At 62.7% G+C, this 23,755-nt stretch carries 20 protein-coding genes; 11 read left to right on the top strand and 9 right to left on the bottom strand.

Annotated features, from left to right (window positions below):
• Positions 1-102 precede the first annotated feature (102 nt).
• Positions 103-1,779, top strand: a complete 1,677-nt coding sequence (locus tag HFC70_RS23380; RefSeq protein ID WP_168475712.1) for an AMP-binding protein — start codon at positions 103-105, stop codon at positions 1,777-1,779.
• 10 nt (positions 1,780-1,789) lie between these two features.
• On the opposite strand, the gene HFC70_RS23375 is transcribed toward HFC70_RS23380, so the two are convergent.
• The 5 genes from HFC70_RS23375 to HFC70_RS23355 all read right to left on the bottom strand — a co-directional run bounded on the left by HFC70_RS23375 (position 1,790) and on the right by HFC70_RS23355 (position 7,185).
• Positions 1,790-2,623 carry an ATP-binding cassette domain-containing protein gene (locus HFC70_RS23375; RefSeq protein WP_168475711.1) on the bottom strand — a complete coding sequence of 278 codons (834 nt, stop codon included), beginning with the start codon at positions 2,621-2,623 and terminating at the stop codon, positions 1,790-1,792.
• The gene (locus HFC70_RS23370) at positions 2,616-3,500 is read right to left on the bottom strand and encodes an ABC transporter ATP-binding protein (protein ID WP_168475710.1); all 885 of its coding nucleotides are present in this window, start codon (positions 3,498-3,500) and stop codon (positions 2,616-2,618) included. Before HFC70_RS23370 ends, HFC70_RS23375 begins: the two co-directional genes overlap by 8 nt.
• Positions 3,497-4,390 (bottom strand): ABC transporter permease, encoded by an 894-nt coding sequence (locus HFC70_RS23365; RefSeq protein WP_168475709.1) that lies wholly within the window; start codon positions 4,388-4,390, stop codon positions 3,497-3,499. Before HFC70_RS23365 ends, HFC70_RS23370 begins: the two co-directional genes overlap by 4 nt.
• On the bottom strand, positions 4,383-5,390 hold the full coding sequence (locus tag HFC70_RS23360; RefSeq protein WP_168475708.1) for an ABC transporter permease: 1,008 nt from the start codon (positions 5,388-5,390) through the stop codon (positions 4,383-4,385). The genes HFC70_RS23365 and HFC70_RS23360 overlap by 8 nt, the downstream gene beginning before the upstream one ends.
• Before the next feature lie 259 nt (positions 5,391-5,649).
• Positions 5,650-7,185 carry an ABC transporter substrate-binding protein gene (locus HFC70_RS23355; RefSeq protein ID WP_168475707.1) on the bottom strand — a complete coding sequence of 512 codons (1,536 nt, stop codon included), beginning with the start codon at positions 7,183-7,185 and terminating at the stop codon, positions 5,650-5,652.
• 366 nt (positions 7,186-7,551) lie between these two features.
• On the opposite strand from HFC70_RS23355, the gene HFC70_RS23350 reads away from it, so the two are divergent.
• The 6 genes from HFC70_RS23350 (at position 7,552) to HFC70_RS23325 (ending at position 15,335) form a co-directional block, all read left to right on the top strand.
• A complete protein-coding gene (locus HFC70_RS23350; RefSeq protein WP_168475706.1) occupies positions 7,552-9,705 on the top strand; it encodes an indolepyruvate ferredoxin oxidoreductase subunit alpha in 2,154 nt (717 codons plus the stop codon).
• An 11-nt stretch (positions 9,706-9,716) separates the two neighbouring features.
• Entirely contained in the window at positions 9,717-11,267 is a 1,551-nt protein-coding gene (locus HFC70_RS23345; protein ID WP_168475705.1) for an indolepyruvate oxidoreductase subunit beta family protein, read from the top strand.
• A gap of 351 nt (positions 11,268-11,618) precedes the next feature.
• On the top strand, positions 11,619-12,596 hold the full coding sequence (dctP, locus tag HFC70_RS23340; RefSeq protein WP_168475704.1) for a TRAP transporter substrate-binding protein DctP: 978 nt from the start codon (positions 11,619-11,621) through the stop codon (positions 12,594-12,596).
• 185 nt (positions 12,597-12,781) lie between these two features.
• Positions 12,782-13,294, top strand: a complete 513-nt coding sequence (locus HFC70_RS23335) for a TRAP transporter small permease (RefSeq protein WP_168475703.1) — start codon at positions 12,782-12,784, stop codon at positions 13,292-13,294.
• A 3-nt stretch (positions 13,295-13,297) separates the two neighbouring features.
• Entirely contained in the window at positions 13,298-14,608 is a 1,311-nt protein-coding gene (locus HFC70_RS23330; protein WP_168475702.1) for a TRAP transporter large permease subunit, read from the top strand.
• Between the two features lie 16 nt (positions 14,609-14,624).
• Complete coding sequence (locus HFC70_RS23325; protein ID WP_168475701.1) at positions 14,625-15,335, top strand: hypothetical protein; 711 nt, start codon at positions 14,625-14,627, stop codon at positions 15,333-15,335.
• Positions 15,336-15,353: 18 nt separating this feature from the next.
• Here HFC70_RS23325 and HFC70_RS23320 read toward each other — a convergent pair whose 3' ends face one another.
• The 4 genes from HFC70_RS23320 to HFC70_RS23305 all read right to left on the bottom strand — a co-directional run bounded on the left by HFC70_RS23320 (position 15,354) and on the right by HFC70_RS23305 (position 19,058).
• Positions 15,354-16,286, bottom strand: coding sequence for an NADP-dependent oxidoreductase (locus HFC70_RS23320; RefSeq protein WP_168475700.1), 933 nt, complete (start codon positions 16,284-16,286; stop codon positions 15,354-15,356).
• Positions 16,287-16,291: 5 nt separating this feature from the next.
• Complete coding sequence (locus HFC70_RS23315) at positions 16,292-17,251, bottom strand: C-terminal binding protein (RefSeq protein WP_168475699.1); 960 nt, start codon at positions 17,249-17,251, stop codon at positions 16,292-16,294.
• A gap of 11 nt (positions 17,252-17,262) precedes the next feature.
• A complete protein-coding gene (locus HFC70_RS23310) occupies positions 17,263-18,021 on the bottom strand; it encodes an HpcH/HpaI aldolase/citrate lyase family protein (protein ID WP_168475698.1) in 759 nt (252 codons plus the stop codon).
• 149 nt (positions 18,022-18,170) lie between these two features.
• Positions 18,171-19,058, bottom strand: a complete 888-nt coding sequence (locus HFC70_RS23305) for a LysR family transcriptional regulator (RefSeq protein ID WP_168475697.1) — start codon at positions 19,056-19,058, stop codon at positions 18,171-18,173.
• Between the two features lie 121 nt (positions 19,059-19,179).
• On the opposite strand from HFC70_RS23305, the gene HFC70_RS23300 reads away from it, so the two are divergent.
• The 4 genes from HFC70_RS23300 to HFC70_RS23285 all read left to right on the top strand — a co-directional run bounded on the left by HFC70_RS23300 (position 19,180) and on the right by HFC70_RS23285 (position 23,725).
• Entirely contained in the window at positions 19,180-20,799 is a 1,620-nt protein-coding gene (locus HFC70_RS23300; protein WP_168475696.1) for an AMP-binding protein, read from the top strand.
• A gap of 39 nt (positions 20,800-20,838) precedes the next feature.
• Positions 20,839-21,264: an organic hydroperoxide resistance protein gene (locus tag HFC70_RS23295; protein ID WP_168475695.1), complete on the top strand. Its 426-nt coding sequence runs from the start codon at positions 20,839-20,841 to the stop codon at positions 21,262-21,264.
• A gap of 77 nt (positions 21,265-21,341) precedes the next feature.
• On the top strand, positions 21,342-22,481 hold the full coding sequence (locus HFC70_RS23290) for a thiolase family protein (RefSeq protein WP_168475741.1): 1,140 nt from the start codon (positions 21,342-21,344) through the stop codon (positions 22,479-22,481).
• Positions 22,478-23,725: an SDR family NAD(P)-dependent oxidoreductase gene (locus HFC70_RS23285; protein WP_168475694.1), complete on the top strand. Its 1,248-nt coding sequence runs from the start codon at positions 22,478-22,480 to the stop codon at positions 23,723-23,725. Before HFC70_RS23290 ends, HFC70_RS23285 begins: the two co-directional genes overlap by 4 nt.
• The last annotated feature ends 30 nt before the right edge of the window (positions 23,726-23,755 follow it).

Raw genomic sequence — 23,755 nt, 5'->3', positions numbered from 1 at the left:
ATAGTTGAAGCATGAAATAAATTGATCCCGCCGTAACTTTTGCCTAGCATGCCTGCATCGACGTCAGCCGGCCTGGCCTATTCAGCAGAGGACAATGCAGAGATGACCCTCCAGACAGAGACCGTTGGAACCACTGTCCTGCAAGATGCGGCGGCGCAAAGTCCGTATGAACTGCTGAAAATGCAGAGCCTGAGGTTTGCCGAACACGATCTTCTGGTGCTGCCGGATGATGTCCGGCACATGTGGGGCTTGAACCGCAGCAGCTGGACCTACCGGGATGTTCTGGAGGAGGCGGATGCCCTGGCGGATCGATATCGTGGGGCGGGCTATGGGGCCGGCCATCGCGTTGCCGTCCTTCTGGAGAACCGGCCGACGCATTTCATCCACTGGCTGGCCCTGAACAGTCTCGGCATCAGCCTTGTCCCGGTCAATCCGGACTATACCGCGGATGAGCTGTCCTATCTTCTCGACCACAGCGAAAGCCTGCTGGTGGTCACGCTGGCCAGCCGTGTGGCCCAGGTCGCGGCGAGCGCTGAGGCGCTGCAGATTCCGGTCTGGGTTGCTGGGGAAGGGGACATTCCGGCGGCGAAACAGCCCCCGCAGCCGGTTGCCGGTGCCGTGGGCGAGTGTGAATGCGCCCTTATCTACACATCCGGCACAACAGGTCGGCCGAAGGGTTGCCTGCTGTCCAACGATTATTTCCTGGCCTGGGGCCATTGGTATGTTGCGCAAGGCGGCCAGGTTTGCCTGCGCGAGGGCCAGGAGCGGTTGATCACGCCGCTGCCGACCTTTCATGTCAACGCCATGGGCAATTCCTTCATGGGCATGCTGGCCAGCGGCGGTGCGCAGATCATCGTCGATCGCTTCCATCCGCGCAGCTGGTGGGACATGGCCGAGGAGACGAAGGCCACCTGCTTCCACTATCTCGGCGTGATGCCGGCGATCCTGCTGGCCATTCCGCCATCGGACAAGGACCGTCGCCACCAGTTGCGCTTTGGCGTCGGCGGTGGCGTGCATCCCGACCATCATGCGGCTTTCGAGCAGCGGTTTGGCGCACCGCTGCTGGAGGGCTGGGCGATGACCGAATCCGGCGGCGCCTGTATTCTGTGCGCCAGCGACGCGCCGCGGCATGTCGGCGAGCGGTGCCTGGGACGCGCGACGCGTCCGGGTCCGCGCATGGAGGTGCGCATCGTCGATGACGAGGGACGGGATGTCCCGACCGGAACGCCGGGCGAGCTGCTGGTCCGTGCGGGGGCGGGCACGCCGGCCAAGGGTCTGTTCTCCGGCTATTTGAAAAACCCGCAGGCGACGGCCGAGATCTGGCAGGGGGGCTGGCTGCATACCGGCGATATCATGCGCATGGACGAGCAGGGCAGCCTCTACTTTGTCGATCGCAAGAAGAACATCATCCGCCGCTCCGGTGAGAATATTGCGGCCATCGAAGTCGAAGGTGCCATCGCCACCCATCCGGCCGTGGCGCAGATCGCCATCGTGGCGGTGCTCGATCCGTTGCGCGGCGAAGAGGTTCTGGCTGTCGTGGTCGCCAGGGAAGGGTTTGAGCGCGACGAGGCGCTGGCGCTCGATATCCTGCGGCACAGTGCCGGCCAGCTCGCCTATTACAAGGTGCCGGGCTATGTGGTGTTCGTCGACAGCATGCCCACCACCTCGACCCAGAAGATCCGCAAGGCCGATCTTGGTGCGGTCGCCGAAGATCCCGGTTCTGCCGAGCATGGCTTCGATCTGCGCGAGCGCAAGCAGGCGCTGCGCGTCAAGCATTGAAGAGGAAGCGTCAGGCGGCGTCGCCGAGCGCCGGGCCGTTCAGCCAGTCCGGGTTGATTTCGGGTAGGGGAATGGCGTCCAGCAGGGCGCGCGTATAGTCCGATTGCGGATTGGAAAAGACCGTGTCGCACGGGCCATGTTCGACGATCTTGCCGTAGCGCAGCACGTAGACGCGGTCGCAGATGGCGCGGATGACCGAGAGGTCATGGCTGATAAAGGCCATAGACAGGCCCATGTCGCGCGACAGTTCCTTCAGCAGATTGAGTGCCTGGGCCTGGGTCGAGACGTCGAGGCCGGAGACGATCTCGTCGGCCAGCACGAAATCCGGTCTCAGCAAGGCGGCGCGGGCGATGCCGATGCGCTGCCGCTGGCCGCCCGACAGCTCGTGCGGATTGCGATCCAGCACTACGGCGGACAGTTTCACCCGGTCCAGCATCTGGCGGACAAGGGCCTCCGCCGCAGACCTGTCATGCGCCATGCCATGCAGAAACAGCGGTTCGGTCAGGATGCGGCGGATCGAGTGGCGCGGGTTGAGCGAGGCCATGGGATCCTGGAAGATCATCTGCATGCGCCGGCGCAGCGGCCGCATCCTGGCATCCGGCAGATGAGTGATGTCCTGGCCGTCAAAGGTGATCTTGCCCGAGGAGGTCTCGATCAGCCGCAGCAACGCCCGCCCGAGCGTCGTCTTGCCGGATCCGCTTTCGCCGACGATGCCGACGGTTTCGCCGCGGTTGATGGTGATGTCTATGCCGTGCAGCACCTTGACGCCCGGCAATGGGCCGAACAGGCTGGCGCCGCCGCCATAGGTCACCTCAAGCCCGGTCGCGGTCAAAAGCTCAGCCATGGGTCGGGCCTCCTTGCGGGGCAGCGCCGATCTCCTGGCGCAACTGGTCAAAGACGGTTTCCGGCACGGGCTTCAGGCCGGCATCCGGACGGTCGTAGCGCGGGCCGGCGGCGATCAGCGCCTTGGTATAAATGTGGGTCGGCTTCTGCAGGACGTCGGCGGTCGTGCCGGCTTCGATGACCTTGCCGGAATAGAGCAGCGTGACGCTGTCGCAGATCTGGGCGACGACGCCGAGATCGTGGGTGACGAAAATCACCGCCGTGCCGTGGGCCTCCTGCATGCGACGGATCAGACGCAGGATCTGTTTCTGCACGGTAACGTCAAGCGCCGTGGTCGGCTCGTCGGCGACCACCAGCTTGGGTTCCAGCGCAAAGGCTGCGGCGATCAGGATGCGTTGCCGCATGCCGCCGGAGAGTTCGTGCGGATAGGCTTTCAGCACCCGCTGCGGATCGCGGATCTGCACCTCGTCTAGCAGAGTCAGCGCCCGTTGATGGGCCTCGGCCTTGCTCAGTCCACGCTTCAGCCGCAGGCCATCGGTCAGCTGCGCCTCGATGCGGCGGCCGGGATTGAGGGCCGTCTGCGGGTCCTGCGGGATCAGTGATATCTCGTTGCCCATGATGTCGCGTAGTTGCGGGGCGGGCATGGTCAGCAGATCGCGATCGTCGAAATAGATCCAGCCGCCGGTGACCTTGACCGTTTGCGGCAGGATGCTCAGAAGTGCCTTGGCGATCGTCGACTTGCCGGCGCCGCTCTCTCCGACCAGACCGCGGACTTCTCCGCGCTCAAGCGTGATACTGACGTCGCGCAGGATCGGCGCGTTGCCGTCGCGGCTGGAGACGGCGCTCAGCGCCTCGATGGAAACAAGCGGGCGGGTCATCGGCGCATCACCGGATCGAGGGCACGGCGCAGGCCGTTGCCCAACTGGTTGAAGGCGAGCACGGTGGCAAACAGCATGGCAAGCGGCGCGGCCAGCACCCACCAGCTGTGATGGATGGTCTGGCGCCCCTGTGCGATCATGCCGCCCCAGGTCGGCGTGTCGGAGGACAGCGACAGGCCGACAAAGGACAGGATCGCCTCGACGATCACGGCGATGCCCATTTCCAGGCTGATCAGAGCGACCAGGACAGGCGCGACATTGGGGAAGATTTCGTTCTTCAGAATCTGGATTTTCGAGAAGCCGATGGTCTTGGCGGCGGTTACGTAATCCATGCTGGCCTGCGCGATCGTCTCGGAGCGCACGACGCGACAGAACCGGGTCCAGTCGATGATCACGATGGCCGCAATCACCGAATGCAGGCCCGATCCGAACACCGCGACCAGCAGAACCGACAGCAGGACCGGCGGAAAGGCCATCCAGATGTCGACAAGGCGCGAAATCACCTTGTCCGCCCAGCCGCCATACCAGCCGGCGATCAGGCCGAGGACCGTGCCGATGATCGCGGCCAGGCTGGCGGCGACAAAGGCAACGATCAGGGCGATCCGCGTTCCATAGATCATGCGCGACAGCACGTCGCGGCCGAGATCGTCGGTGCCGAAATAAAAGCCCGGCTCGGTGCCCGCGGTCCCGATCGGTGGCAGGGTGGAGAGCATCAGGTCCTGTTCCAGCGGGTCCTTCGGCGCGATCCACGGCGCGAAGATTGCAAGCAGGATGAGGACGATGATGAAGCCTCCGCCCCAGACGACGCGTGGCTCCGCCAGCAGCGCCTTGATGCTTCTCGAACGGTTGCGCGGGGCTGCGCCGGCCGTGCCGTGAGTGATGTCAGCCATGGGCGATCCTCGGGTTGAAGACGGCGGCCAGCATGTCGACCAGGATGTTGATGACAATGAACAGCAGGCCGAACATCAGCACCAGCCCCTGGATCAGCGGCAGGTCGCGGTTGATGACCGCATCGATCGCCATGTTGCCGATGCCCGGATAGGAAAAGATGCGCTCGACGATGACCGTGCCGCCGATCATGAAGGTGAATTGCACGCCGGTCAGCGTCAGGGTCGGCCCGATGGCATTGCGCAGGGCTTCCTGCAGCACGAGCCGCAGGTTCGACATGCCTTTCAGCCGCGCCAGCAGCACATAATCCTGCACCATGGCTTCCAGCAGCGCCTCTTTCAGGGTGCGGACGATGACGGCCGAGAGCGGCAGGCCGAGCGCCAGCATCGGCATGATCATATGAGAGAGGACATCGCCGAACACCGCAAAGCGCAGCGTCACGAGGCTTTCGACAAGATAGAAAGAGGTGGCGAACTCGGTCGAGAGCGAGGGATCTAGCCGGCCGGAGAGCGGGAAGATCGGCAGGAACACGCCAAACAGCAGCACAAGCACCAGGGCCCAGACAAAATCCGGCACGGCCAGGAACAAGCCATTCAGAAAATCAATGACCGGCTCGGCCGGCGTGCGGCGAAGAAGCGTGCCGATCACGGCAATGATGCCGCCTGTGACGACGCCGAGCGACAGGGCGGCAAACGCCAGCTCCAGCGTCGCCGGCAGGCGCTCCATCAACAGGTCCAACACGTCACGGCGCAGCGAGATCGATGTGCCGAAGTCACCAGCCAGGACATTTTTCAGCCACAGGCCGAACTGTACCGACAGGCTGGCATCCAGCCCGTAATGGGCGCGCAGGGCGGCGATGTCGGCAGGGCTGGCGCCGGGCGAGATCATCATGGCGATCGGGTCGCCGGGCACGATGCGTAGTAGAACGAAGACAATCAGCCCGACGCCGAACAAGGTGATCGCGGCCATCAGCAGTCGGTTGAGGATAGAGACGGCAGTCATGAATGATGCGTTCCCGGCCGCGGTTCCGGCGGCAAGCGTAGCGAAGGGAAAGAGGCGTCGCAAGGCATCGCCGGACCCGGAGAAAGCCTCTCATCCGCCCTTCGGGCACCTTCTCCCCGCAAGCGGGGCGAAGGAATCTGCGGCCGGCGTTTGCGCCTCATCGAAAGGTCGTACCGCCTGCGTTCCCTCGCCCCGCTTGCGGGGAGAGGGTCAGGGTGAGGGGCAATCGGGCGGCAGCCGGATGCACAGCCCCCGACAATCAGGCCTTGCGGACCAAGGTCGGCTGCAGGGCGCCGGAGACGTTCGGGGTGACCTTCAGCGCGTCCTTGTAGACGACCGGTTGGGCATATTGCAGCAGCGGGATCACGTAGCCCTCTTCGGCAATATACTTGCTCACGGCCTTCCAGCCGGCAATGCGCTTGGCTTCATCCGTTTCGCCCCAGAGAGGGCCGATCATGGCATCGAGATCGTCGGTGTTCCAGACCGAGTGCGGCGAGGGGCCGAACATCGCGAAGCCCGTCGAAGTGGTCGGATCGCCAATCGCATTGCCCCAGTTGTAGAAGGCGGCGGGCGCCAACTGGTCGGCGGCGCGCAGTTCGTAGTGCTTGGCGATTTCGTAGACTTCGATTTCCGCCTCGATGCCAACCTTGCGCCACATGCCGATGATCGCCTGGATCATCTCGTAATCCTTCGGCTTGAAGCCGCGGGTCGTCTGGATCTTGAATTTCACCGGTTTGTCGGTGGAGAAACCGGAGGCGGCCAGAAGGGCCTTGGCCTTTTCCGCGTCGTAGCCGACGGTGATCGAGGCGTCATAGGCGTCATATTCCGGGGCTTCGAGTGTATCGAGCGGCACGCCGTAACCCCGCAGCAGGCGCGTGACAATCGCCTTCTTGTCGATGGCATGATGGGCGGCCAGTCGAACGTTCTTGTCCAGCATGGCATCAATATTGTTGAGAAAGATCATGCCGATGTCGGAGATCGGCGTGGCGACGCCGGCAAGGCCCGCCTTGTCCTTCAGTCGGTCGAATTCCTCGTAAGGGATTTCCAACGTGACGTCGGAGGAGCCGGATTCGATTTCGGCGACGCGGCTGGTGCCGTCCGGAACGAACTTGAAGATCACGGTCTCGAAAGCCGGCTTGCCGCCGAAATAGGCGGGGTTGGCCTTCAGTCGCAGGAAGGCGTTGCCTTCATAGGCGTCGACCATGTAGGGGCCGGTGCCGATCGGCTTCTTCTCGAAGCCTTCCGCGCCGACCTTTTCATAATAGGCCTTGGGCAGGATATACCCGGTCAGGAAGGCCATCCACTTGAAGAAGGTCGGCTCGAAGCGCAGCACTTCGCCGCTGATCTTGTTGCCGTCGATCTTGTAATTGCCGGCGGTCGACCAGACGAACTGGATCGGGTTGCCGGTTTCGGCCTTCGCGGCTCGCTCCAGCGACCACACCACGTCTTCCGGCGTGAATGGCGAACCGTCGTGCCAGGTAACGCCCTCGCGGACCTCCATCCAGATCTGCTTCTTGTCGTCGCTCCAGCCCCAGGCGGTCAGAAGACCGGGCTGGAAGGCCAGATCGGGGCCCTGGGCCACGAACTGGTCGAACACCGAGCGATAGATCGCCTGGATGGTCGGGTTGACGGCGGAGGGGCCGACCGTCGGATCGAAGGACGGCAGGTTGACGTTGAACGCGATGGTGAGCGTCGAGGCATCCTGCGCTGCGACCGGCAGACGGCCGGCAAGGATGCCCGTGATCAATGTTGCTGCGCCCAGCTTGAGGGTCTGGCGCCTGGAAATTGTCGGCATGTTGTTCACTCCGTTGTTCCCCTGATCTCCGGAGGTTCTCGCGAGCCGCCGGGCCGTTTATTTTCGGAATGCTTTAACCCTAAAATACCTCCGGGATTTCGACAAGAGCAAATTCCGACCTCGACAAAAAATAGCTTGGCTGGTTCCGGCGCTGATGGCGGGAGAGGTTGATCTGATGCCGATCCGTTATTTAATATGCGTTTGCATATAAAATATTCAATGAAGCTTATACGGTTGGAGATGAAAGCCCGCAATTTGCTGGGCTTTGCAAATTTCCGGGAAAAATTGTTGACATGTTGGATCCGACAAAAATATGCTTTTGCATGTTAATCAAGAAAAGCCGGAAATCGGCGAGGGGAATGACAGATGGCGGAGCGCTCATTTGCTCGCGAGGTCGAGGACCTGAAACTCGGCGAGGGCGAAATTTTCAGAGGTGAGGGTATCCTCGCCATCACCAAGGCCCTTTTGCAGGCCGGGGTGTCTTATGTCGGCGGATATCAGGGATCGCCGATCTCCCACCTGATGGACGTCCTGGCCGATGCCAAGGATGTCATGGATGAGCTTGGCGTGCATTTCGAGACCTCGGCTTCGGAGGCCGCGGCGGCGGCCATGCTGTCGGCTTCGGTGATGTATCCGGTGCGCGGCGCCGTCACCTGGAAATCAACGGCCGGCACCAATGTCGCCTCGGATGCTCTGTCCAACCTGTCGTCCGGCGGGGTGACCGGCGGCGCGCTGATCATTCTGGGCGAGGATTTCGGCGAGGGCTCCTCCATCATGCAGGAGCGCAGCCACGCCTTTGCGATGAAGTCGCAGATGTGGCTGCTGGATCCGCGCCCGAACCTGCCGTCGATCGTGCAATCGGTGGAGGACGGTTTCGAACTGTCGGAAGCCTCGAACACACCGGTCATGCTGCAGGTACGCATCCGGGCCTGTCACGTGCATGGCCAGTTCGTGGCCAAGGACAACAAGCGCCCGGCCTTTACCCTTCGCCAGGCCTTGGAAAATCCGATGCGCGACGTCAACCGCATCGTGCTGCCGCCGGCCAATTTTGCCCATGAGAAGGATAAGCTCGAGCGCCGCTGGCCGGCGGCCGTCGAGTTCATCAAGTCGCGCAAACTCAACGAGACCTTTGGTCCGGCCGAGGGCGAGATCGGCATCATCATGCTGGGTGGCATGTACAATTCCGTCATGCGATCGCTGCAGCAGCTCGGCCTTGCCGATGTCTACGGCAATTCCGCGGTGCCGCTCTACATCATGAATGTCGCCTATCCGGTCATCGACGACGAGATCGCCGAGTTCTGCGCGGACAAGAAGGCCGTGCTGATGGTCGAGGAAGGCGCGCCGGAATATATCGAGCAGATGCTCAACACCATCCTTAGGCGCCGTGACATCCAGACCCGGATATCGGGCAAGGATGTGCTGTCGATGGGCGGCGAATATACCGCGCCGGTTCTGGTCAAGGGCATTCGATCCTTCATCGAGACCAATGCCCTGCATATGCTGGGCAACCAGCCGCCGATCCCCGATCCGACCTCTGTTCTCAACGATCCGAAGATCAAGGCTTTGGCCGAGGTGGTGCCGGCGCGGCCGGCCGGCTTCTGCACGGGCTGTCCCGAGCGCCCGATCTTTGCGGCCATGAAACTGGTCGAGAAGGAACTGGGCGAACATCACGTCGCGGCCGATATCGGCTGTCACCTGTTCTCCATCCTGCCGCCGTTCAACATCGGCGGAACGACCATGGGTTACGGCTTGGGCCCGGCGTCCGCCTCGGCCTTCAATGTCGAATCCGACAAGCGGTCGATCTCGGTGATGGGCGATGGCGGCTTCTGGCACAATGGCCTGGCGACCTCGGTCGGCAATGCGGTGTTCAATAAGCAGGATGGCGTCATCCTGGTGGTCGACAATTTCTACTCGGCGGCAACGGGCGGACAGGACATTCTCTCGTCGCGCGCCCTCAACCCGCGTCGCAAGACCAACAATTCGATCGTCAACGCGGTCAAGGGCATCGGCGCGACATGGGTCAGGCAGATCGACCGCACCTATGATGTCGCCAAGATGCGCGACACGCTGAAAGAGGCGCTGACCAGTACGGAGAAGGGACCGAAGATCATCGTCGCCTCCTCGGAGTGCATGCTGAACAAGCAACGCCGGGTAAAGCCGCAATTCGCCAAGGCGGTGAAGGACGGCAAGCGCATGGTCAAGGAGCGCTTCGGCGTCGACGAGGACGTCTGCACCGGCGATCACGCCTGCATTCGGTTGTCAGGCTGTCCTTCGCTGTCGGTCAAGCACACCGATGATCCGCTGAAGGACGATCCGGTCGCCGCGATCGACAATTCCTGCGTCGGCTGTGGCAATTGCGGCGAAGTGTCGGAGGCGGCGGTCTTGTGTCCGTCCTTCTACCGGGCCGACATCATCCACAATCCGACCGGCTGGGACCGTTTTCTGCACAGGGCCCGCAGTGCGGTAATCGGCTGGCTGCAGGCGCGTCGCCAGTCCGGCCGCGTCCTGTTTGCGGATTGAGGAGAGAGACCATGGACACCTTGACCAAATCCGTTTCACCCCGCCTTTCCACCGACAAGCCGCTCTGCCTTGCCATCATGGCGATGGGCGGGCAGGGCGGCGGCGTACTGGCCGACTGGATCGTCGCCCTTGCCGAAGCGCAGGGCTGGATGGCGCAATCGACATCGGTGCCGGGCGTTGCCCAGCGTACTGGCGCGACGATCTACTATATCGAAATGCTGCCGGCACGCGACGGCGTGGCACCGATCCTGTCGCTGATGCCGAGCCCCGGCGATGTCGATGTGGTGATTGCCGCCGAACTGATGGAAGCCGGGCGCTCGATGATGCGCGGCCTGGTGACCCCCGACAGGACCCTGCTGATCGCCTCGACCCATCGTTCCTTCGCTGTCGGCGAAAAGGAAAAGCCGGGCGACGGTATCGGCAATCCGGTCGTTGTGGTCGATGCCTCGGCCTTTGCGGCGCGCAAGACGGTGGCCTTCGACATGGACACACTGGCGATCAAGAACGGCAGCGTCATCTCCTCGGCGCTATTCGGGGCGCTTGCCGCAACCCAGGTTCTGCCATTCCCGAAGGAGGCTTTCGAGGCCACCGTGCGGGCCGGCGGCAAGGGTGTCGAAGCAAGCCTTCGTGCCTTCAATGCCGCTTACGAGCGCGCGCTCAAGGGCGAGAATGACACGCCGAGCGACAAGCCCTCTAAGCGTTTCGAAGCGCTGCCGGCAGCGACAGGTCATGCCGCGCTCGATGCCCTGGTCAAGCGGATCGCCGCCGAGTTTCCGGTTGAGGCGCATGGTTTCCTGCTGGCCGGCGTCAAGAAGCTCACCGATTTCCAGGATCCCGCCTATGCGGCGGAATATCTGGACCGGGTGGCGGCTCTTCATGCTCTCGACCGGGACAATGGCGGGGCGGAGAAGGATTTCGCCTTCACCGTCCAGTCGGCCAAGTATGTCGCGGTGTCGATGGCCTATGACGACGTGATCCGGGTGGCGGATCTGAAAGTCCGCGCCTCCCGCTTCGAGCGGGTGCGCAAGGAGGTCGGAGCCAAGGGCGACCAGATCGTCTACACGACCGAATACATGCATCCGCGCATGGACGAAGTTTGCGGCACCCTGCCAAAGCGTCTCGGCGAATGGATCGAGGCACGGCCGAAGGTCTTCGCGCGGCTCGACAAGATGATCAACAAGGGGCGGCGGGTGCGCACCGGCACCGTGTTCTGGTTCACGGGCCTTTATGTCGTCTCGGCCCTGCGTGGCGGACGGCGGGGTACGCTGCGTCACCACCGTGAGCGCTTGCACCGGGATGCCTGGCTGCAGACGGCGTCCGATATGCTGGCCAAGAATTATGATCTGGCCGTTGAAATCATTGGCTGTCGGCGGCTGGTCAAGGGCTATTCCGATACCCATTCGCGCGGGTTGTCGAAATTCGATCGCGTCATGTCGGCGCTGCCGATGCTGACAGATCGCGACGACGGCGCCGCCTGGCTGAAGCGCCTCAAGCAGGCAGCGCTGTTGGACGAGGGCGGCATCGCGCTCGATGGCGCCCTGAAGACGGTGGCGACCCTTTAGGACGCTGCGGAGCGTCTCCATGCATGATCGGCGCTGTGCCGCATGCCGATACCCAGCCGATTTAGGCTGAAATAGAGGATTTTGACCGGGCCGCGGCGTCTGCCGTGGGCCTCTGTCCCGCATGTCCGCACCTCACCGCATCCCCAAAAACCGCAATCTGAAAAAACCGAAAATATTTTAGGTTTAAACTTGTTTTTTCTCTCAAGCCGCGCTCATATTGCGATGACCGGCAACGACCGGTCCGATGCAGGATCGGGACCGGCGGGCCATCACAACAAGTTCGAGACGCTGACCGGGTCAAAGAATCCGGAGCTTTTCAGAAGAACGGTCAACCACACAGAGGAGTTCAACATGCGTTATCTCAAGGCTCTTGCCTTCGCCGCCCTGCTCGGCGGCTTTGCGACCGCGGTCCATGCCGAAGAAGTCGTGCTGAATGCCGTGCATTTCACTCCAGCGCAGAACGGCTTTGCGCAGAGCTTCCTGAAATTCGTGGCCAAGGTCAACGAAGCGGGCAAGGGTGTGGTGCAGATCAATGTGCGCGGGGGGCCGGAAGTCATTCCAAACCCGCAGCTCGGAACGGCTCAGAAAAGCGGCCTTGTCGATCTGGTCAATGCGCCGGCCGGCCTCTACCTCGAAATGGTGCCGGAAGGCGAAGTGTTCTCTGCCTCGACGGCCAAGCCGTGGGACGTTCGCGCCAATGGCGGCTGGGATCTGATCAACAGCATTTACGAGAAGAAAGGCAATGCCCATCTGCTCGCCCATATCGACGCCGGCACCGGCTTCCACATCTTCACGGTCAACGAGCCGGAGATGACGCCGGACGGGTCGATCGACTTTTCCAAGCTGACGCTGCGGTCCTCGCCGCTCTATCGCCAGTTCTTCGAAGCGCTGGGCACGACCGTCATCGTTCAGAATGCGGGCGACGTCTACACCTCGCTCGAGCGTGGCGTGATCAACGGCAATGCCTATCCCATCATGGGCTATGCATCCTTCGGCTGGGACAAGTTCACCAAATACCGCGTCGATCCCTCCTTCTTCCAGGTCGACGTGCTGGTCTCGATGAACAAGGCCAAATGGGATTCGCTGAGCCCGGAAGCCCAGAAGATCCTCAACGATGCGGCGATCGCCTATGAGCGCGAGAGCTATGACGCCATGGTGGCTGAGACAGATCGCCTGGCAAAAGTCATGATCGATGGCGGACAGAAGGTCGTCGAGATGACCGGCGCCGGTCGCGAAAAGTTTCTTGCAACGGCTGCAAAAGCCAGCTGGGACCGGATGGCAGAACGCGATCCGACCAATGTCGAAGCGCTTCGCAAGCTCTTTCCCTGATCCAACTTTAACGGGCCGGTGACCAAGTCTCCGGCCCGAATGGTTTTTGAAAGCCCCCGCACGCGGCAGAGGCAACAGGATCCGCCCATTCTCGAATTCCTGCAAGCATGCAGGAGTGAACCTGATGCAGGCAGGGGTGGGCCGTTGTCGTGCCGAACCGCCTGCGAATCCTGAAGGTTAGACCCATGAAAGTGTTTTTCGATCTTACCGGCAAACTGAGCGAGGCCCTGGCTGCGCTGACGAAAGTGATGATCGGTTTGATGGTCGTGTTTGTCGTCGCCGACGTTGCCGTCCGCAATTTCGGATTCCGGCCCCTTTCCTGGGCGATCTCCGGCTCCGAATATATCCTGCTCTATTCGGCTTTCCTGCCGATGCCGTGGCTGGTGCATATCAAGGGGCATGTTTTCGTGGAGTTCCTGCGCAACCTCTTTCCACCGGCCGGTCGGATCGTCCTGGAGAAACTGGTCTATCTGACCTGCATCGCCCTGTGTCTCTATCTCGGCGGCATTGCCCTCAGTTCCTTCATCGGGGCAATCCAGAGCGGTGACTACGAAACCCGCACCTTCGACATGCCAAAATGGGGCGTTTTCCTGCCCATCATGATCGGCTTCTTCCTGTCGGCAATCGAATGGCTCCGATACCTGCTGGGTTTCGATACGCTCTACAATCTCGATCCGCTTGAAGTGGAAGGTCTCTGATCCATGGGCTGGTTTTATCCCTTCGCTTTCCTCGTTGGTTCCATCCTGGTGTTCATGGGTCTGGGCCTGCCGGTGGCTTTCGCCTTCTTCATCACCAACATCATCGGCCTATTCCTGTTCTTCGGTGGCGCCACCGGCGTCACGCAGATGGTTGCGAATTTCTCCGACGCGGTCTCGACCTATGCCCTGGCGCCGCTGCCGATGTTCCTGGTTATGGGCAGTCTCTATTTCCGCTCGGGCCTAGGGGAGAAGGTCATTTACGCGCTCGATCTGGCGATCGGCAATCTGCGGGGCCGCCTGTCTTATGTGGTCCTGGCGGCCGGCGCCGTCTTTGCAGCACTTTCAGGTTCCAGCCTTGCCAATGCCGGCATGATGGGGTCGCTGATGGCGCCTGAAATGCTGCGCCGCAACTACAAGCCGCATATGGCCTATGGCCCGATCCTCGGCGCCGGCAGCCTGGCGGTCATCATCCCGCCATCGTCGCTCGGCGTGCTGCTCGGCTCGCTGGCGCAGATCGATGTTGGGGCGCTGCTAATTGCCGGTGTGATTCCGGGTCTGTTGCTCGTCATGATGTTTGGCGTACTGATCTTTGTTCAGACGAAGATCGATCCGGAAGCGGCGCCGCAATATCCCGTGCCGCAGACCAGCGGCATGGAAAAGCTCAAAGCCGTACTGGTCAACATCATCCCGATGGGTTTCCTGGTGTTCATGGTCGTCGGCACGATCATTCTCGGCATCGCCACGCCGACGGAATCGGCGGGTCTCGGCTGCGCGGGCGTAGCCCTCTTGCTGGTCGTCTACCGCAAGTTCAGCTGGCGGGTGCTTTGGAAGTCGCTGGACGATGCCATGAAGGTCACCGGCATGACCTTCCTGATCATCTCGGCCTCCACGACCTTCTCGCAGATCTTCGCCTTCTCCGGCGCCTCTAGCGGTTTCATCCAGTTCATCACCGGTTTCGATATGGGACCGTTCGGCATCCTCTTCATGATGATCGTCGTGATCCTGATCCTCGGCATGTTCATGGACCAGGTATCGATGATGCTGATCACCCTGCCGATCTTCATGCCGATTGCCATGCAATATGGCTTTGACACGGTCTGGTTCGGCCTGATGCTGCTGCTCGCATACGAGGTCGGCTTCACGACACCGCCTTTCGGCATGCTGCTGTTCATCATGCTCGGGGTGGCGCCAAAGGGCACATCGCTCAAGACGGTTGCGCTCTCGGCCGCACCCTATATCGCGCTGACCCTGCTGCTGATCGTCCTGATCGCGATCTTCCCGCAGATCGCCCTGTTCCTTCCCAGCCTGATCTAGAAGATAGGTTCCCCCCATGACATTCGCCTATCTCCTGTTTTTCGACAATCCGCCCGGTGCTGACCTTACCGTCGATGCCGGGCAGAAGGCGGCGATCCGCGAGATCGTCGCCGCGACGCCCGGCTTGACCTCAGGCTTGATCTACACGCCGGAAACGGCCGAGGATCTGTTCAACCACGACGGCACGTCGCCACCCTTCGGCCTGCAATTGCATTTCAGCGACCTGCCGGCGCTGGAGGCGGCTGTCAGCAGGATCGGACATCTGCAGGCGCTTGCCGAGCCAGGCCTGCTGTCCAGTCTCGACGGCGCAAAGGCTACGCAACAGGCCATGTATGTCAGGCATTTTCCCGTCGACGATGTGGTGATCAAAACGCCGGCCGGGGCGCTGCCATGTTCCTATGTCGTGCACTATCCGGGGCCGGCCGAAGATCTCAATCTGTGGCTGACCCACTATATCGCCGGTCATCCGCCGATCATGCGCAGGTTCCCGGGCATCCGATCGATCGAAATCCTGAGCCGCGTCGACTGGTGCGGGGCCTTGCCATTCGAGCGGGTGGACCACATCCAGCGCAACCGGATCCTGTTCGACAGCGCGCAAGCACTGGAGGCGGCGCTGCAGTCGCCGGTGCGCCACGAGATGCGGGCCGACTTTCACACGTTCCCGCCGTTCGAGGGCGGCAACAAGCATTTCCCGATGGCAACCGATACGGTGCTGCCCGTCCTCTGATCGAACGGGCCGCGGTCTTCAGGGAATTTGCAGAACGATGCGGCCGCGGGTCACCGTGCCTGCGGCCATCATCGTCTGGGCCTCTCGGGCCTCTGCCAGTGGCATCAGGTGGGAGATCTGCGGCCGGATGATGCCCTTTGCCACCAGATCCAGCATGGCCGAGACGGCCTCGCCATCGTCGGAGATCATGGCGCGGGATACCCTGACGCCGAACTCTTCGCCGCGGTCGACGATCGGCAGTGCCGTCAGCCAGACCAGGTGACCGCCCGGCTTCAGAACCGTGTAGGAACGATCATGAACCGCGCCGCCGACCAGATCGAAGACGGTGTCCTGGGGCTCGATCGTCGTGAAGTCGTCCCGGTCGTAGGCAATGGCGCGGCTGGCGCCGAGCGACAAAACATAGTCCTGATTGCCGTCGCGGCAGGTGGTGGTGACGTCTGCCCCCAGATGTCGGCAGAACTGCACCAGCAGGCCGCCGACGGCACCGGCGCCGGAATGGACCAGAACCTTCTGCCCCGGCTTGATATCTGCCGTGCGCACCGCCGATATCCAGGCGGACAGGCCGGAGTTGACGACCGCCGCACCGTCCTCCATCGAGATGGCATCGGGCAATTTCACGACGTTTATTGTGTTGCAGGCGATTCTTTCGGCATAGGTTCCGGCGGCCAGCGGCGGCGGCGCCATGACGCAGACCCGGTCGCCAATGGCAAAGTCCGTGCTTTCAGGTCCCAGTGCGATGATCGTGCCCGTGCCGTCACGGCCGGGAATTTTGGGGAATCCCGGCGTGAAATGGGCCTGTAGCAGCCCGGCGCGCAGCTTCCAGTCGAGAGGTGCGACGCTTGCGGCCGACAGACGCACCAGCACCTGTCCGGCTTCGAGAACCGGGTCCGGCAGGTCCCCGTATTGCAGGACCTCGGGACCGCCATAGGCGCGGTAGAAGCAGGCTTTCATCGCGCTCAGCTCTTCAGGTTGACGGGGTATTTCGGCGCCTCGCCCTTCAGGACCGCCACCACATCGGCAAAGACCTTGCTGCGGACCTCGGCATAGGACTGGGTGGAGTAATGGGCGGCATGGGGAGACAGCAGGACATTGTCCAGCTTCAGCAGAGGATTGTCGGTTTCCGGCGGCTCGCTTGCCAGCGTGTCGAGACCGGCTGCCGCGATGTGTCCGCTGATCAGGGCTTCGGCAAGGGCAGCCTCGTCTATCAGCCCGCCGCGCGAGACGTTGATGACGATGGCACCTTTGCGCATCCGTGCAATCACTTCACGCGACAGGATGTTCTGGGTCTCCGGCGTGAAGGGCACGTGCAGCGAGATGATGTCGGCGCTGTCGATCAGCTGGTCGAGGCTGACGGGCACGGCACCTTCCACTGCGATGCGTTCGGCGGTCATGTGCGGATCATAGGCGATGATCTTGTATCCGAAGGCAGCGGCCTTTCTGGCCGTCAGGCGGCCGATCTGGCCGAAGCCGATCAGGCCGAGCGTCTGGTGGCTGGGCCTGGTGATGCCCTCGCCGTCGGCCAGTGCCTTCCAGCGACCGTTGCGCACCGCCGTGTCATAGAGCTTCAGGCGACGCACCAGCGCCAGGATCAGCGCCAGGGCATGGGTGCTGACCTCGTCCAGGTTGGAATCCGGCACATAGGTGACCTGGACGCCGGCCCTTGTCGCCGCATCGACGTCGATCGTGTCGAGGCCGACGCCGAACCGGCCGATGACCTTGAGCTTCGGCAATGCCGCGAGCACCCGCTCAGTGATCGGCTCGCGCAGCACCATCAGCGCATCGGCATCCCGGCATTCGGCAATCAGCGCGTCTTCGGTCAGCAGCGTTTTTTCGACGAAGTCGATATCGAGGCCGTCGAGATAGGCCATCTGCTCGGGCTCGACCGTCAGCATGCCATCCGTCTTGATGATCTTCATGGGTTCTCGTCCTACTTGGCGTTGCGTGCGGCGGCGGCGCCGGCGGCGAGGCTTGCCCCCAGGAACATGGTGTCGCTGGCCAGCAGATAGAAGCTGATGCCGGCGGCCGACCATTTGCCGATATCGTCGGCAGAGGGACGGAAGATGCCGACGGCCTTGCCGGCTGCACGCGCCGCCTTGGTGATTGTCTCGATCGCCGCGTTGAGCTTGTCCTGACCGGCCGGCCCCATGGCATCGATGGAGACGGAGAGATCGCCGGGGCCGATGAAGATCACGTCGACGCCCTCGACCTGGACGATGTCCTCGACATTGGCGAGGCCTTCCGCAGTCTCGACCTGGACGGCGAGCACGAGGCTGTCATTGGCCGATTTGAGGTAATCCGGGATCTTGTAGCCATAGGCCGCGGCGCGGCCGGGGCCGACACCGCGCTCGCCAATCGGCGGATAGCGGGTCGCCATGACGGCGGCCTTCGCCTGGGCGGCGGTCGAGACGCGCGGCACCAGCACACCGGCAGCGCCAGCATCGAGCACGGCAGCCACCGATTCCGGTGCATGCCCCGGTACCCGCACCATGGCCGGAACCTTATGGACGTCCGAAGCGCGGATCAGGTCCTCGATGCGCTCGCGGCTGATCTGGCTGTGTTCCCAGTCGATGCAGATGAAATCAAGCCCGCTGGCGGCCGTCACCTCGATGGCCACGGGGTGCGGGATGGCTGCAAAGGTGCCGATGACCCGGTCGTAACCGATGCATTTTTGACGAAATCCGCTCATTCTGATCCTCGATCTCTTCTCTGGAAAATGGCTTTAGGCGGCGCGCGGTGACCTGCGGCGCAGATGGAAATTTTATTTTAAACATAAACTATATCCGGTCGGCAAGGCGAAACTGGCCATGGGGCAGATCACTGCACGGATCCTCGTGGTCAGGTCCTGTCGATTTCGCCGAGCAGACGGATGAGATGGGGAAGGGCCGGCAGGCCACTGTCCCGGCGATAGACGAAAGCAAGCTGAAGGGTGACCTGCAATTGCGGCAGAGCGTGCAGGATCACGCCATCGGGACAGCGCCAGCGCTGGCAGGAATTGACGAAGGCGATGCCTGCTCCGGCATTGACCAGCGCCAGCATGTCCGCTTCGCTGTCCATTTCCTGCAGGATGGTCGGCGTGAAGCCGGCCCTGTTCAGGGCTTCGGACAGTTGATCATGATAGACGGGGCTTGCCTGACGGCGAAAGCCGATGAAGGGCTGGTTGGCCAGCCTGTCTAGGGTGATGCTGGGCTCCGCTGCCAGGGAATGACCGGCGGGCACCGCCAGCATCAGGCCATGCGCGGCCATCGGAAGCGACACAAGGGCCGGATCGTCTGGCGGATTATACAGAAACCCGGCATCCAGCGTGCCGTCGTTAAGCGCGATGAGCTGGCTGGTGCTGGGCATGGCGGAGAGCTCCAGCCGGACCGCGGGATAACGCCTGCGAAACGTCCTAAGCGTTTCCGGGATCATGCCGCTCCAGGCGGCGACCTCGATGAAGCCCAAGCGCAGAACGCCCTGGCTGCCGGCCGCGACCGCCTTGGTCGCCGTCACGGCCTGGCTAAGGTCGTGCAGGATCGTCGTGCAATGGCCGAGAAAGGTTGCGCCAGCTGCCGTCAAGCGAACGCCACGCGGCAGACGCTCGAACAGATCCAGTCCCAGTTCGGCTTCCAACAGTTTGACCTGCCGGCTCAATGCCGGTTGCGCGATGCGCAGGCGCGTCGAGGCGCGGCCGAAATGCTCTTCTTCGGCGATCACCTTGAAATACTGGATTTGTCTCAACTCCATGCCGATTGATAACAATTGGCTATCAGTTTCGCAACGCGATTGAATTGGATGAGGCGATCGATTTTAGGTATTTGAAGTTTATAGTAATTGTGATCTGATGATCGGGAGCACCGAGGACCGCATGTCGATAGTCACGCCCTACCTGGCCTTTGCACAGAAGGCTCGCAGCCGACCGGACCTGCCGTTCCTGATTGCGCCGGCCAGTGCGGGCCTGCCTTATGCGCCGGATGGGTTCCATCTGACCTACGGTTCTGTGTTGGAGGCGGTGGAAACCCTGAAAGCAGCCTTTCGACAGGCGGGCTATGGGCAGGGCTGCCGCGTGGCGCTCTTGCTGCAGAACCGCCCGGAGTTTTTTGTCCATTGGCTGGCGCTGAACGGCCTCGGGGTATCGATCGTGCCGATCAATTCCGATATGCGGCCGGAGGAGCTTCGCTTCCAGCTGGAAGTGTCCAAGGCGCGGCTGCTAATCGCCTTGCCCGAGTTTGCGGCGCTCGCGGACACTGCCGGGTGCAGCGATGTTGCCATCTGCTTTCCCGGCCAGCCCATCGCTCCCGCCCCGGACGCGGCGACGGAATTCGAAGGCATTGCGGATACGGAATGCGCGCTGCTCTTCACGTCTGGAAGCACCGGTCTGCCCAAGGCCTGCATCCTGACCAATACCTATTTCATGACGCTGGCCGATTGGTATGTGAACCAGGGCGGCATTGCCGACATGGGAGAGGATTGCGAGATCGCGCTGACGCCGCTGCCGATGTTTCATATGAATGCGCTCGGCTGCACCACGGTCGGCATGATCGTCAAGGGCGGCGCTGTCGTGCCGCTCGACCGGTTCCATGCCAGTCGCTGGTGGCAGACGGTGACTGACAGCGGCGCGACGATCGTGCATTGCCTCGGCGTCATCCCGGCCATTCTCCTGCAATTGCCGGTGAGCGATGCCGAGCGGGCGCACAAGGCCCGCTTCACCTTGGGACCGGGCGTCGATGCGCGCCACAAGGTGGCGTTCGAAGAGCGCTTCAATCTGCCGATCGTCGAGGCCTGGGCGATGACCGAGACCGGTGGGGCGGCCGTGACGTCCACGGCGCGCGACGCCTATCAGCCGGGCCTGCGCTGCATCGGCCGACCGCGTGAGGGTATGCAATACAGGATCGTCGACGATGCCGGCCTTGATGTCGCCGGCCGGGTGCCCGGCGAGCTTCTGGTGCGCTCGGCAGGGGACGATCCGCGGCGCGGCTTTTTCTCGGGCTATCTCGGCGATGCCGCCGCCACGCAGGAGGCCTGGACCGATGGTTGGTTCCACACCGGCGATGTCGTCTACGAGGACGAGGGCGGGCTGCTGTATTTCTTCGATCGCAAGAAGAGCATCGTGCGGCGCAGCGGCGAGAATATCGCGGTTCTCGAAGTGGAGGCTGCTCTTCTTGCCGATCCCATGATCGAGACGGCAGCTGTTGCGCCGGTGCCCGATGATATCCGCGGCGAAGAGGTGTTTGCCTTCGTGGTGCTGAAGCCGTCGGCAATCGCCGGGCGGGACCGGGCGCTTGCCATTCTACACACGGCCGCTGCCCGGCTGTCCTACCACAAGCTGCCGGGGTTCATGGTGTTTGTCGAACGGCTGCCGGTCAGTTCAACGCAGAAGCTGCAGCGTGGTGTCTTGAAAAGCCAGGCTGGCAACCTTGTGGCGAGTGGCGATGCGCTTGACCTGCGCTCTGACAAGGCCAAGGCGCGGCACGTTGCGCATTCTTGAGATAACAAATCTGAAATCGACGATGGGAGACGACCTGACATGACACCGGACAAGATTCTCTACGAAACATCGGTCACCGCCTTTGGCGGACGCGACGGACGGGTGGAAGGCGCCGATGGCGGTTTCACGATGGCCTTGAGCGTGCCGAAGGGGCTCGGCGGTCCGGGCGGTGATGGCACCAATCCCGAGCAGCTGTTTGCCGCCGGTTATGCCGCCTGCTTTCTCGGCGCGGTCAAGCTGGTCGCCAGAACGTCGAAGATCGCGCTGGAAGGCGAGCCGACGGTCAGCGCCAAGGTCGGCATTGGCCCCGTGCCGGTCGGTTATGCCCTGGCGGTCGAACTGGTCGTATCCTTGCCGGGGATCGAACGCGGCTTGGCGGAGGAGATCGTCGCCGGCGCCCATGAGCGTTGCCCTTATTCCAACGCGACGCGCGGCAATGTCGATGTAAAGCTGACGGTTGCCTGAGGAGGCAGTTCAGTGACAAGGATGCGGGTGTGAGCTTGGAATCGACAAAGCGGCGACAATCCTATGATGGCATCGTGATGGCGGTGCCGGTCACCGTTCCCTATGCGCGCTATTCGATCGAGAGCACGCAGTGGTGGATCGGCCGGGCACTTGCCGCCCTGGCGGAGGGCGCCGGCATCAGCCACACGTCCTTCGATGGCCTGTCGGTGGCAAGTTTTTCCACCACGCCCGATACGGCGATCGGCCTGACCCAGCATTTCGGTCTGTCGCCGCGCTTCCTCGACTATGTGCCGCTGGGCGGTGTGTCTGCCGTCGTGTCGCTGCGCCGTGCGGCGCGTGCGGTGCAGTCGGGCGATGCCGAGATCGTCGCCTGCATCGGCGCCGATACCAACTCGGTCGATTCGTTTCGCCAGTCGCTTGCCAATTTTTCACGCTTCTCGCAGGATGCGGTCTATCCCTATGGCAGCGGTGGGCCGAATGCCAGCTTCGCGCTGATCGCGCGCCATTACATGCAGAAATACGGCGCCCGTCGCGAGGATTTCGGCCGGATCGCCGTGGCGCAGCGCGACAATGCGCTGAAGAACCCGAATGCCCTGATGAAGAAGCCGCTGACGCTGGAGCAGTATATGGCAGCGCGGCCGATTGCCGAGCCCATTCATCTGTTCGATTGCGTCATGCCCTGCGCCGGGGCGGAGGCCTTTCTCGTCATGCACGAGGACAATGCCCGCGCCCTCGATCTGCCCTTTGCGCGCATTCTCTCCACCATCGAACGGCATCATGTGTTTGCGCAGGATACGGTGCAGGATCGTGGCGGCTGGGTTGTCGATATCGATGAACTCTATACCATGGCCGGCATCCGTCCGGCGGCAATCGACGTGGTGCAGACCTATGACGACTATCCGGTGATCTCGATGATGCAGTTCGAGGATCTGGGTTTCTGTGCAAAGGGCGAGGGCCCGGACTTCGTGCGGCAGCACGACCTGACCATCGGCGGCTCGTTTCCCCACAACACCTCCGGCGGGCAATTGTCGGTCGGCCAGGCAGGGGCGGCCGGCGGCCATCTTGGCATGATCGAGGCCATGCGACAGGTGATGGGATTGGCCGGACCGACGCAGGTAACGGGTGCCCGGCTGGCGCTGGCGTCCGGCTTCGGCATGATCAATTATGATCGCGGTCTGGCATCCGGCGCCGTGATCCTGGCGGGAGAGGGCGCATGAGCGAGCCTTTGTCCAAGCACAAACGCAAGAACCCGCTTCTTCGCACGCGGCAGGTGGTTCTGCCGCCGGCGGCCCGCAGCCGCAGGTCGCATGACCTGACGCGGGCGGCGGCAGAAGGCCGTTTTGCGCTGCAATGCTGCGAGGTCTGCGGACACTATGCCTATCCGGCGCGCGAGGCCTGCCCGCATTGCCTGTCGGCGGCCCTGCCCCTGAAGGATGCCCCGGATACCGGTGTGCTGGTGTCCGAGACCACTGTCCTCGTCCCATCGGATACGTATTTCCGCGAACGGGCGCCGTGGCGGATCGGGCTGGTGAAGCTCGATTGCGGGCCGGTGGTCCTGTCGCATCTGCATACGGACTGCCTTGAGCATGCAGCGGTGCGTGTGTCGCTGCAATTGGACAAGGCTGGACAGGCCGTCTTCTTTTCCTCACCGCTGCAAGGAGCCCCATCCATGACGGACGATCGACAGGGACGGGAATTGGCCGCCGATCCGAAACATCGCCGGGTGCTGATCGTCGATGGGCGCAGCCCGTTCGCGCTGCCGCTCGCCAAAGGCCTCAAGGCGGCAGGTGCTGCGGAGATTTTCATCGGTCTGTCGGAGCCGTGGAAACCCTTTGCCGAACGCGGTGCTTTCGAGGCACTCGGCGGCGTCACATGCGTGCCGCTCGACGTGACGGATGAGACATCGGCGCGGGACCTGGCGGCCGACTACGGCGCCAAGGTCGAGATCCTGATCAACAATACCGACTTTATCCGTCCCGGCAGCATTCTGGACGCGGCCGCACTGAACCCGGCACGTGATGCGATGGAGCGGCTGGTGTTCGGAACGCTGCGGCTGTCCCAGGCTTTCGCGCCGATCCTGCGGGCCCGCGGGGCCGATGGCGAGGCAGGGGCGGCGGCCTGGGTCAATATCCTCTCGATCTTCGGTGAAGCCGCGGCGCCCGGGCTCGGTGCCTATTCGGCAGCACAGGCAGCCGCCCTGTCGTTGTCCCATTCCCTTCGAAGTGAACTGGGCGCCGGCGGGGTGCGCTTGCTGAACGTGCTGAGTGGACCTACCGAGACCGAATGGTTCCAGGCCCTGCCCGCGCCGAAGGTCGCGCCAAAAGCGGTCGCCGATGCGGTGATCGACGGGCTGAAAAGGGGTTTGGAAGAGGTCTATGTCGGCGATGTCGCCAAGGATCTGCATGCGCGACTGCTTGCCAATCCGAAGGCCGTCGAGCGCGAACGGGCCGGCCAGGCGTAAGGGCCGCCGGCATCTTTAAAGAGGGGTCCC

It is taken from the genome of Agrobacterium sp. a22-2 (assembly GCF_012276985.1).
Lineage (GTDB): Bacteria > Pseudomonadota > Alphaproteobacteria > Rhizobiales > Rhizobiaceae > Allorhizobium.
The sequence above is the reverse complement of the archived record's forward strand: the minus strand, read 5'-3'. Positions and strand labels throughout refer to the sequence as shown.